Origin of the sequence: Planococcus sp. CAU13 (genome assembly GCF_000775575.1) — a bacterium.
GTDB lineage: Bacteria > Bacillota > Bacilli > Bacillales_A > Planococcaceae > Planococcus.
In genome coordinates this window covers 20,557-31,200 of the sequence record NZ_JRGN01000064.1, presented here as the reverse complement: position 1 = coordinate 31,200, position 10,644 = coordinate 20,557, and the positions used below count along the sequence as shown (strand labels likewise).

Genomic DNA, 10,644 nt, shown 5'->3' with positions numbered 1-10,644 from the left:
CCGTTTATCAGCGATTTTCAAAACTCATTCTTCCAGTAAATCCAATTCTTTATAGTAACCATCTACAATCGGAGAAATATCCGGCTTTGTATTATAATATATGCCATCAATTTCACTCAGCGTGAATTTTAATACTTCTTCACCATCGAAAAGAGAAATGGCATATTGCCATCCTTCACGATCCTCCTGATTTTCTTCTGGAATATACTCGATATTTTTAATCAGGGCAAGAAATTCTTCAACTCGTTTCTGTTCTGTCATTGTTTTAATATAGCCTGTTGAGCCATCCTGTATGATGATTTTATTTACATTTTGAATCTTGGCAGCTTTATAAATTTCTTCCAATGATTGTGGTTCCACATGTGTGCAGGCCGTCAGCGCCAGCAGAATCACTATTAAAATCGACAACAGCCTTTTCCTCAATATCCCCACCCCTTTGCCTGTATATTCAATTACGGTATAGACGGGTTTGTATCGAAAATAGTTACAAACGTTGGGGAAATAAAAGGGTTATTCCCATCTGCAGCGAATAAACGTTAAGTCAGAATAATTTCAAAGGAGATATACATATGGAATGGAATGGAATCCCGTTAGTTTGGCAGGAGTGTTTTATTGAAGCCTGGAAATCGTTTCAGGAAGGTTCCCGGCCAATCGGGGCTCTGGTTACAGATGCAGAGGGAACAATAATTGCGCGAGGGAAAAGCGCTGCGTTCAATGATTTGACCGACAGCGTCATTTCAAATAATGAACTGGCTCTCGCGGAAATCAACGCAATGCTGAAGCTCGACAACCGAATACATACGGCCAGACAAAAATACACACTCTATTCCACAATGGAGCCGTGCCCGTTATGCTTTGGCGCATTTTACATGAGCGGCATGCGGAATCTGAAATTTGCGGCGAAAGACAAATGGGCGGGCAGTACGAACTTGAAAAATGCCACTCCATACATGAGTTTTAAGCCGATTCAGATCGAAGGGCCCAACGTATATCTGGAACAATTGTCCATTGTTCTGAATATCTTTTTTGACCACAAAATCCAAGCAGGCAATCCCACACCCGTTTCTGATCGCATGTCGGAAGATTATCCGGAGGCCGGCGCTCTGGCCCGCAAATGGTATGAAGAAAAAAGATTGGATGATAAACTTCACCTTCATATTTCAGAAATTTACGCATTGGTGCAGAATGAATTGACTGTTCCACTCGCTGCAGCCAAACCATAAAAAAGAACAGGCTGCTTGATGCGCCTGTTCTTTTTCTATTGCAGATATCCGTCAATATCCTGCTCCCGACAAAAATTTTCACATTTCCAAAGGCGCCTCTATACCCAGCAGACACAGGCTTTCCTTCAGGACAACCGTAACGGCAAAGACGAGTGCCAGCCGCCCTTCCCTTTCACCATTCTCTTCCAAAACCTTGACATGGCTGTAGTATTTATTGAAATCCTGCGCCAGCTCAACCGCAAATTTCGCGATGACGGAAGGCTCGCTTTGCTGGCAGCTTTTCAGCACAGCGTCCGGAAAAGCCATCAGCGTTTTGATCACTTCCCAGCTGTACGGATCATCCAATCCTGCAGGTGTCAGGGATTCCGGCGCCACACCCGACTTCCTCAGGATCGAACAGGCCCGGGCATGCGTATATTGCACGTAGGGCCCCGTCATCCCTTCAAAACGAAGCATATCCTCCAGTGAAAATTCGACATTATTCTGGCGTTCGGTTTTCAGGTCATGGAAAATGACCGCTCCGACTCCCACCATTTTCGCGGTTTCTTTTTTATTCGGAAGTGCCGGATTTTTATCGTTGATATTCCTTTCGGCAAGCTCGATTGCTTCTTTCAGCACCTGATCCAATAAAACCACTTTGCCTTTTCTCGTCGACATCTTCTTCCCTTCTTTCAGGATGAAACCGAACGGAATATGCTTCATGTCATGAGCCCAGTCAAATCCCATTTTCTGGAGCGTCAAAAATAATTGCCTGAAATGCAGCGTCTGCTCCTGACCGACCACGTAAAGAGATTCCGAAAATTGATAAATCTCTTTCCGGTACAGGGCGGCTGTCAGATCGCGCGTGCCGTAAAGCGTAGCACCGTCCCTTTTTCTGATCAAAAACGGCGGCAGATTGTGCTCGGCCAGATCAACGACTTCTGCCCCTTCCGATTCGACCAGCAAGTCCTTTTCCTTCAGAAGTTCGATGGTGGATCCCATTTTGCCGTTATAAAACGCTTCTCCCGAGTAGGAATCGAATTCGACTCCAAGCCCTTCATAGATTTTGCTGAACTCCTTCAACGATTCATCCTTGAACCACGTCCATAACTCCTCCGCTTCGGCGTCACCGTCCTCCAGTTTCTTAAACCATATCCGGGCTTCTTCTTCCAGCGTTGCTTCGTGTTCCGCTTCTTCATGGAATTTTATGTATAACGCCAGCAATTCCGGAATCGGATTCTCTTTTACCCGACTTTCTTCGCCCCATTTTTTATAAGCGACGATCAGTTTTCCGAACTGGGTGCCCCAATCCCCGAGGTGGTTGATCTTCACAGCTTTAAAACCGACTTTTTCCACAATTTTTGCCATTGAATTGCCGATGACTGTCGACCTTAAATGCCCCATTGAAAACGGCTTGGCGATATTCGGCGATGAAAAATCGATCGTGATATTTCTCCCCTGCCCGATATCAATTTTGCCATATTCCCCCTGCTCCTTCAGGATTGTTTGCATTACCTGGCTGCTGGCTGTCTTTTTATTCAGGAAGCAATTGACGTAAGGACCTTCCGCAACCACTTTTTCAAAACCAGGGTGCGTCAGTTGCGTCGCCAGCTCTTGGGCAATTTTCTGCGGAGCCTGCCTTTTCAGCTTCGCCAATGAAAAACAAGGGAATGCGATGTCGCCCTGATTCCCGAATTTTGGTGTCTCCAGCAGTTCTGCGATTTCACCGACGGCAAGAGCCCCTTCCAAATGGCTGTAAATTTCTTCCGCAAACACTCCACTGTAATCCATAAAAACTCCTCCATTTTTTAAATTAAAATACAAAAATCCCGTCTCCAATTGAAATTAGAGACGGGATTTCCCGCGGTACCACTCTGATTGCCCATTACGGACCAGCTTGAAACGGTAACGGTGTCGGCCGACCAACCCTACTGAACGTTCAGGCGGTTTCTCAGATAGGCGGTTCGGCTTACTCCGGCCGCCGGGCTCTCACCATCCCCGGCTCGCTTCGGCTTTCTGTAAGCTTACTCTTATCTTCCCAGAATTTATTGTATTTCCGTTATCTTACCGATTTCCATTATTTGTGTCAAGCTGCCTTTCCAGTTCCTCGTATTTAAGAATAAAAGGAAGCAGCAGGGACTCTGCAGCAATGATGATCAGCAGCGGCAGCACAATCGACGAATCCTGCATGAAAATAAAAACGACGATCACTGGAACGAGAAGCAGTAAAGCCGCCAGCAGCCGTGAGGCATTGGCAACTCTATGCACAGTTCCGCAGTTCCGGCAGGTCACTGGCCGGAAAGAGAACCATAAGGATTGAAAAAGCTGGCTCCATTTGAATGATTGATTGCATACTCCACATTTTTGCATCTTACCGGTTCCTTCCTGTTTCGCTGGCATCTTTTATTCAAGAGAACTTTTGCCTCGGCGGTACATTTCGCGCATATCGTTCTCCGGCACAAGATCTCCACCAGTCGACCAGGCAATATGCGCCGCATTTTCGGCAGAAAGTCCCCTCGCCGCAAGATAATCTGTTTTGGCGAGTTCCACGGGACCGAGCAGCGAAGAAGCTGCCGAAGGCTCGACGTATATACCATCGCCGTCCGCTAATACCGCGAGCAGGCGGAATAATTCCTCATCTTCCAGGGTGTAGATGCCGCTGATCAGTTTTTCACTGATGCCTGAAGCAAAACTTGACGGCCTGCCCACCGCAAGCCCGTCCCCTTCGGTCATATTGTCGATGCCAAAATCCTGGACGCAGACCCTTTCTTTTTCACCGGTCATCAGCCCGATCAGGACAGAAGGCGAATGCGTCGGTTCCACAAAAAAGCAATGGACTGCATCGCCGTAAATCTGTTTCAGACCAAATGTGATGCCGCCCGGGGAACCGCCGACACCGCATGGCAAATAAACGATCAAAGGATGCTCATCATCCACTGTGATATTCATTTCATCCAGTTGCTGTTTTACTCTGAACGCGGCGGTGCTGTAGCCGAGGTACAGATGTTTCGAGCTTTCATCATCGACGAAATAAGCCATCGGGTCTTCTTTTGTCTGCTGGCGTCCTTCCAGGATCGCTTCGCCGAAGTCCCCTTCAAATTCATGGACGATGGCACCTTTTGCACGCAGCAATTCCTTTTTCCAGGCTTTTGCATCTGCCGACATATAAACGGAAACGGAAAATCCGAGTTTCGAGCTGATGATGCCGATGCTGAGCCCAAGGTTGCCGGTAGACCCGACACCAATTGAATAACGGCTGAAAAACTCCCGGAATTTATCGCTGGCGAATTGACTGTAATCGTCTTCCGGCGTGATCATTCCGTTTTCAATAGCCAATTGCTCCGCGTAGTGCAGGACTTCATAAAAGCCGCCGCGCGCTTTGATCGATCCTGCCACCGGAAGAGCGTTATCGCATTTTAAAAACAGCTTTCCGGGAATTTCAGCTCCGTATTTTTCCTCCAGCAGTTTTTGGGTGCCGGCAATTTCAGTCAACGGCGATTCGATGATTCCCCCTGCTTCAGCAGTCTCCGGAAATGCAACTGCCAGAAAAGGCGCAAAGCGCTGCCAGAGCTCCTCCGCTTCCTGCATTTCCTGTTTTGTAACAGCGAACTCACCGGTATCTGCCACATTTTGAAGTTTCGGATTCAGCCAGAACACCGGTTTGAAATGGGTCACTTCGGATAATAAAGGAAATTTCTGCTGCCATTCTTCAATTTGCTGTTGTGTAACTGCCATGGGAATCATCCTTTCCGGTAAATTATGTGCTTTGTTTCATCATACATGAAAAAACACGAAAATAAAGCCACCTGTGTGAGTGGCTTTGTTTTGCAATCCAGCTTATTTGATAGGCCTTTCCGAAAGAAGCCCGGTTTCGTTTCCCTGAAAAAAATTCATTACTTCAATCCCGAACTCATGACACTTTTCACGAAATATTTATTGGCAGCCACAAAAATAATCAGTGCCGGGATGGTCGCTACAACGGTCGCCGCCATCATCCTGCCGGGATTTACGAAGTTTGCACCCTGGACCAGGTTCGCAACGCCCAACGTCACTGTTTTCATTTCATCGGTGCTGGTTACTACGGACGGCCATAAAAAGTCATTGTAGATCGTTAAAAACGTCAAAACCGCCAAAGTGGCGACCACCGGTTTTATTGCAGGGAAAATGACAAAGCGCAGAACCTGCCATAAAGATGCGCCGTCGATGACAGCTGCCTCTTCCAAATCTTTTGGGAAGCCTTTCAAAAAACTGTATATGAGGAAAACGCCCAATGTATTGGCCGAATAAATAACGATCAAAGGCACATAAGTATTGATCAGATTAAATTCCCTGAACAGATAAAAAGCGGGAAATAATGTGACAATTCCCGGTATGGTCAGCGCAGCTACTACAATTCCCAGAAAATACTTCTTACCTGGCAGATTCAGACGCGCCAGCGAATAAGCCGCCAAAACATCCACAAAAACAACTAATGCCGTCCCGGCAAGCGTCACCACGCCTGTATTGAACAGCCAGAGAAGAACAGGCACTTCAGCGCTGGCCCCCAGAATGCTCCTATAGTTATCGATGATCCACTCTTTTGGTAACAAAGCGGAAGAAGACATCGCTTCACCCAGGCCTTTGAAGGAAGTAAAGATCATGAAGATAAGAGGCAACAGGAAGAGCAGGGCAACCAGTGAAGCAAGAATTACTATAAAAACATCTTTTCCTTTTGACTTCTTCATGCAGACTCCTCCTCACTCTTTACGGAAACTGTATGCGTATTGCACCGCTACAATAATGACCATTACAAATCCCATCACCATCGCCATGGCAGAAGCGACGCCCAAATTGTTCTGGTTAAAGACCATCTGCTGGATAACCATGATCAACGTTTGCGTGCTCTGGCTCGGCCCTCCTGCCGTCATGAGCAAAGTCTGCCCATAAAGATTGAAGGAAGCGATAACCGTAATGATGGTCAGAAATACAAACACCCCTTTTATGGATGGAAAAGTAATATGCATGAATTTATTCCATGAATTTGCACCATCCAAACTTGCTGCTTCATATAAATTCTGATCCACGTCGTCCAACGCATTGATGAATAAAATCATATTAAAGCCGATTGTCCACCAGACAGTTGCTATCAATATTGCGATCCAGGCACTTGGCTGGTCGTTCAGCCAATTGATTGTATTCAGGCCGAATGTATCAAAGACATTATTGACGTAGCCTCCGTTTCCAGTAAAAAGCCATTTGAAAATGGCCGACACAGCGGTTACTGAAACTGCATAAGATATAAAGAACACGGTCCGGAAAAAGACTTTTAAGTTGCTGGGGATGCTGTCGACAAGAAGTGCAAGAGCCAGGCTGATAATGACTAAAGGAACGACGCTGATCGCCACAAATACGAGCGTGTTTTTCAGTCCATTATAGAAGGCATTGCTGTAAATGTTGCCGGGTGTCAGAATGGCGGTATAATTGTCCAGTCCGACAAATCCTCCATTGCCTCCAAAAACGGACCATTGGTGGAGGCTGATGTATATCCCGTAGAAGAAAGGCACAACCAAAAACAGGATAAAACAAAGAAGAAAAGGCAGATACATGAGTACGGACCAGGTTTTTGATATTCGCATAATGCCTATTCCACCTCTCCTTTAAATAGAACGGCATTTCATCAGAGGTTTCAATGAAATGCCGCCCTATTATTTATTTTTCAAGTTATTGAGGCGCTGTTTCCGCAATCTGTCTGGCTTCTTCTGTCGCTTTTTCCAATTCGCCCATCAGCTGTTCTTTTGTCATTCCTTCTTCTCCCACCACTTGTGGAAACACATTTTCAACCATGTACTTTTTCTGCTCCCGGAATTGATAAACTTTTGGAGCTCCGACAAACGAATCGAACTGCTGGATGTTTTGAGCAGCGAGAGGATATTTTTCCGGATCAGCTTCAACCATCTCCATAGTGGCTAAGTGTGTCGGCGCTTGCCCGCTTTCTGCCCAGTTGATCAGATTTTCCGGCTGATACATATAACTGATGAACTCAGCAATTCCCGCCATTGTTTCTTCATCTTCCACAGATGCCGGCAGTGAAATGGTATGTCCTCCGCCGTAAACACCTGGATTATCCCCCAGTTCGGGGGCGGAAGCGATTCCGAGATCATCTCCATAAGCTTCTTTCACAGCCTGATAATACCAGGGCCCTGTCAAAGCAGTGGCCGTCTGTACAGCACTGTTGCCTTCCTCTACCTGCTTCATGAATGCCTGAAATTCACCGTCCAGTCCAAGTCCCGGAGGAGATATCTTATCCTTGAAAATCATGTCATGATAGACCATCAGAGCATCTGCAAATTCATCCTGGGCAAAATTCAAATGATTGCCTTCAACAAGCTCAATCCCATTTTGCGCCACCAGCGTCATCATGTACCATTCAGGCAATCCGCCGCTTGGGATGCCTGTGGCATAGAGATTCGGATCCTGTTCCTGAAGAGTGTTCGTCAATTCCAGGAGTGCTTCGTAAGTTTCGGGTGCTTCAGGTGACAATTTTTTATTGTAGAACATGGTCATTGGATGAATATCGAGAGGAATCGCGTAGACTCCATCTTCCAGCGTGACCTGTTCTGCAGCAACCGGATGAAAGTCCTCCACGCTGATTCCCGCTTCCTCCATTACTGCGCTCATATCCTGAATCATGCCGTCCTGTTTATAGGTTTCAATGTTATCGGTGTGCATCAGAAGCAAGTCATAATCGCCCGTTTTAAATTTCGTATAATGGTCTTTTTCCTGAGATTCTTCTACAAAGTACTGATCCTGCGATTCATTGAAACCGTTGGTGATTTTCTTCATATACTCTCCGTCTCCGCCAGTGAATCCATTGATAAAGGTTATTATGGTTTTGCCGTCTTCCGTCTGATCAGCTGCCCCTCCGCCGCCACAGCCCGCCAGAATCAATGTTCCAGCCATCCCCAGAAATATGAGCCTCTTATTCATTTGTCTAACCTCCCTGTTATGATTTTTCACCATTTCCAAAGCAATGAAGTTTTCTTTATTATCACAATTTTACAACTTTTCAGATTTCTGCGCAAATTTAAATTATATTTTTTGCCAATACAAACAGATTAGTAAATTTCAGGTTTATACACCCGATTTATCCGAAGAAAAAAAACCGGCCCATGGGCCAGCTTTCAGGATGTACATTTCTTTTCAATTTTCTTCCGCCAGTTCCCCTGTTTTACGTGTCCCTGCAAAAGACAGCCAGGTGACAAAGACAAGCATGATGAATGTGCCGATGATCTGGACCGGAGCCAGAAACTGGCCAAACCAGACAGCTGTTATGACCATAGCCGTGAGGGGTTCGAATGCGGACAGAATACTCGTTTCCACCGGCGAGATGAAACGCATGCTGCTCAGGAACAGGATAAACGCCAGTGTCCCGACAATAATGATCGCGATAATCCCGAATGACACTCCGGGTTCTGCCAGGAGCGGCCAATCGTCCGACAGGAAAACAGGATTGACGACCCCAAGAAAAATTCCGCCGAACAGCATGGACCAGCCGACAATGAGAAGCACACCCCATTCTGCCATGAGCCGGCTGGGATAAAGGGTATAAAAAGCAAATGTAAGACCCACCATGACACCCCAGAAAAGAGCCGTTCCGCTGACAGTAAGTTCATCAAAGCGGCCGTTTGTCAATAACAGGAAGAGCCCTGCCAATGTTCCACCCATTCCAATTATTTGGTAGGCAGGCGGCATTTTTTTATGTTTCGTTGATATAAAAAGAATGATATAGAGCGGGGCCAAAAACTGAAACAATGTGGCGACCACGGCGTTGCTTGATTCAATTGCTGAAACAAAACTGAACTGGACACCGAGCATGCCGAGAACGGAAAAAACCAGCAGCTGGCGCACCCAGATGCCCCCATGGAAAACAGAGAGGATTTTCACATTCCTGAGTTTCAGAAAAATAAGCAGCAAAACACCGGCGATGATAAGCCGCAGCGTCAGCAGAAACGAGACCGAGATCCCGTAAACGTCCATAACCCATTCCATCATCGGTCCCGATGCCCCCCAGAGAGCCGCGCCGGTTATGATCATGGCAATTCCTTTTATGCGATCCATCAGAACCCTCCTTTAGCTGTCTAAAAAAATCCTATAGGATTTTTCCAGAAAATTTTTCGATTGTTTAAAATGAAAAACCCGAATAATAGGGAAATAAATAGGATTGCTAAGATTAAGTCTAACATTTTTAAATGGCAAGTTGGCCACTTCACACATATAAAATGACCCAACCAGAATTACGTTAGCCGGATCATTTGCTTCTATACATTATTTCACTCGTTCAATAACTTTAGCAGCACCCATCAGCGCGAGACCGATTAACACATACACCCACCAATTAAGCCGTATAACCGGACCAAATTCAGGAATCAGCCACGCCAGCAGCATGATGATACCGAAAGCGGTTGCGCCCAATAATCCTGCTTTGACATATTCCATAGTCTGGCTTTTTTTCGGACGGAACAGAGATGAACGCAACATTTTGAAAATCAGCCAGACTGCGAAAAACGCGACAAAGGCACCGGTCGTAAGAAGAATCAGGATGTTGCCAAGCGAGATCGCTGTGTCCACTTCAGTGAAAAATGACAGCAGAATATAGACTGCACCGTATGCGATGCTGAACCAGCCGGCGAGAGACAGGAGCTGTGAAAAGATGAAGACAGCTGCATTACGCTTTTTCTCCCTCGGTAAGGCTTCTATCACCTCGTCCGCATATTCCTGCGGGTTGTCGCCAAACAAATTGCTCCCCGTTCTTCCTTCTTCCTGCGCTTCCAGCAGATGATCCAGTAAATCCATCAATACCTCTTCCCCTGCCTGTTCAGCGACCCGCAGATCCGTCCGGATATAAAGCAGGAACTCTTCATACAATGCCAGATTCTCATTATTCAGCATTTCCCGCTTTTCATTATTTTCTGCGATCAACGATGCTGCTGTCCTCATGCCTCATCACTCCTCTTCAATAATTTGCTTACCGGCATTGCAATTTCTTCCCATTCACCTGCAATTTTCCGCAGCTCGTCCCTGCCGCTGTCCGTTAAGAAATAATACTTTCTGTTTGGCCCGGATGCAGAGGGCCGCATTTCCCCGCGAATAAAACCATTCTTCTGCAACCGCAATAAAACAGGATAAATGGTTCCATCGCTGATGTCCGGCAATCCGATCTTCTGCAGTTTCTGCGAAAGCTCATAGCCGTAAACTGCCTCTTCCTCCACAACCGCCATGACACAGGCATCCAGCACTCCCTTTAATAACTGGCTTCTAAGCGCCATTGCTTTCACCTCTTCCAGTACTTGGTCAAACAAGATAGCGTGTTAAAAAACAACTACCTTGTCTTACCAAGTAGTTGTACACAGTATAAAATTATCTGAATTTATTGTCAAGAGGTAATTCAAACAAAAAAAGCCGA

Annotated in this window: 11 protein-coding genes and 1 other annotated feature; of the genes, 1 reads left to right on the top strand and 10 read right to left on the bottom strand. The window is 46.2% G+C overall.

What is annotated here, in order from left to right; all coding sequences use genetic code 11:
- Nucleotides 1-24 precede the first annotated feature (24 nt).
- On the bottom strand, nucleotides 25-408 hold the full coding sequence (locus KW93_RS02845) for a hypothetical protein (protein ID WP_235318349.1): 384 nt from the start codon (nucleotides 406-408) through the stop codon (nucleotides 25-27).
- A gap of 161 nt (nucleotides 409-569) precedes the next feature.
- On the opposite strand from KW93_RS02845, the gene KW93_RS16870 reads away from it, so the two are divergent.
- Complete coding sequence (locus KW93_RS16870; RefSeq protein WP_052131448.1) at nucleotides 570-1,223, top strand: nucleoside deaminase; 654 nt, start codon at nucleotides 570-572, stop codon at nucleotides 1,221-1,223.
- Between the two features lie 78 nt (nucleotides 1,224-1,301).
- Here the strand turns inward: KW93_RS16870 and argS are convergent, their stop codons facing one another.
- From argS to KW93_RS02795, 9 genes are all read right to left on the bottom strand, one after another.
- Entirely contained in the window at nucleotides 1,302-2,993 is a 1,692-nt protein-coding gene (argS, locus tag KW93_RS02835) for an arginine--tRNA ligase (protein WP_033541448.1), read from the bottom strand.
- A gap of 53 nt (nucleotides 2,994-3,046) precedes the next feature.
- Nucleotides 3,047-3,251: a binding site (T-box leader), on the bottom strand.
- A gap of 15 nt (nucleotides 3,252-3,266) precedes the next feature.
- Nucleotides 3,267-3,572: a TIGR04104 family putative zinc finger protein gene (locus KW93_RS02830; protein WP_033541447.1), complete on the bottom strand. Its 306-nt coding sequence runs from the start codon at nucleotides 3,570-3,572 to the stop codon at nucleotides 3,267-3,269.
- Nucleotides 3,573-3,605: 33 nt separating this feature from the next.
- A complete protein-coding gene (locus tag KW93_RS02825) occupies nucleotides 3,606-4,937 on the bottom strand; it encodes a D-serine ammonia-lyase (RefSeq protein WP_033541446.1) in 1,332 nt (443 codons plus the stop codon).
- Between the two features lie 158 nt (nucleotides 4,938-5,095).
- A complete protein-coding gene (locus KW93_RS02820) occupies nucleotides 5,096-5,926 on the bottom strand; it encodes a carbohydrate ABC transporter permease (RefSeq protein WP_033541445.1) in 831 nt (276 codons plus the stop codon).
- Between the two features lie 12 nt (nucleotides 5,927-5,938).
- Nucleotides 5,939-6,817 carry a carbohydrate ABC transporter permease gene (locus KW93_RS02815; protein ID WP_033541444.1) on the bottom strand — a complete coding sequence of 293 codons (879 nt, stop codon included), beginning with the start codon at nucleotides 6,815-6,817 and terminating at the stop codon, nucleotides 5,939-5,941.
- Between the two features lie 85 nt (nucleotides 6,818-6,902).
- Nucleotides 6,903-8,168: an extracellular solute-binding protein gene (locus tag KW93_RS02810; RefSeq protein ID WP_052131447.1), complete on the bottom strand. Its 1,266-nt coding sequence runs from the start codon at nucleotides 8,166-8,168 to the stop codon at nucleotides 6,903-6,905.
- 213 nt (nucleotides 8,169-8,381) lie between these two features.
- Entirely contained in the window at nucleotides 8,382-9,299 is a 918-nt protein-coding gene (locus tag KW93_RS02805; RefSeq protein ID WP_033541443.1) for a DMT family transporter, read from the bottom strand.
- 207 nt (nucleotides 9,300-9,506) lie between these two features.
- A complete protein-coding gene (locus tag KW93_RS02800) occupies nucleotides 9,507-10,178 on the bottom strand; it encodes a DUF1129 family protein (RefSeq protein WP_033541442.1) in 672 nt (223 codons plus the stop codon).
- Complete coding sequence (locus KW93_RS02795) at nucleotides 10,175-10,507, bottom strand: PadR family transcriptional regulator (protein WP_033541441.1); 333 nt, start codon at nucleotides 10,505-10,507, stop codon at nucleotides 10,175-10,177. The genes KW93_RS02800 and KW93_RS02795 overlap by 4 nt, the downstream gene beginning before the upstream one ends.
- Between the last annotated feature and the right edge of the window lie 137 nt (nucleotides 10,508-10,644).

Bases quoted from the DNA above. Each gene is read 5' to 3' on its own strand.
- KW93_RS02810 (WP_052131447.1), bottom strand. From the start codon at position 8,168: ATGAATAAGAGGCTCATATTTCTGGGGATGGCTGGAACATTGATTCTG.
- KW93_RS02800 (WP_033541442.1), bottom strand. From the start codon at position 10,178: ATGAGGACAGCAGCATCGTTGATCGCAGAAAATAATGAAAAGCGGGAA.
- KW93_RS02815 (WP_033541444.1), bottom strand. From the start codon at position 6,817: ATGCGAATATCAAAAACCTGGTCCGTACTCATGTATCTGCCTTTTCTT.
- KW93_RS02805 (WP_033541443.1), bottom strand. From the start codon at position 9,299: ATGGATCGCATAAAAGGAATTGCCATGATCATAACCGGCGCGGCTCTC.
- KW93_RS16870 (WP_052131448.1), top strand. From the start codon at position 570: ATGGAATGGAATGGAATCCCGTTAGTTTGGCAGGAGTGTTTTATTGAA.
- KW93_RS02825 (WP_033541446.1), bottom strand. From the start codon at position 4,937: ATGGCAGTTACACAACAGCAAATTGAAGAATGGCAGCAGAAATTTCCT.
- KW93_RS02830 (WP_033541447.1), bottom strand. From the start codon at position 3,572: ATGCAAAAATGTGGAGTATGCAATCAATCATTCAAATGGAGCCAGCTT.
- KW93_RS02820 (WP_033541445.1), bottom strand. From the start codon at position 5,926: ATGAAGAAGTCAAAAGGAAAAGATGTTTTTATAGTAATTCTTGCTTCA.
- argS (WP_033541448.1), bottom strand. From the start codon at position 2,993: ATGGATTACAGTGGAGTGTTTGCGGAAGAAATTTACAGCCATTTGGAA.
- KW93_RS02795 (WP_033541441.1), bottom strand. From the start codon at position 10,507: ATGGCGCTTAGAAGCCAGTTATTAAAGGGAGTGCTGGATGCCTGTGTC.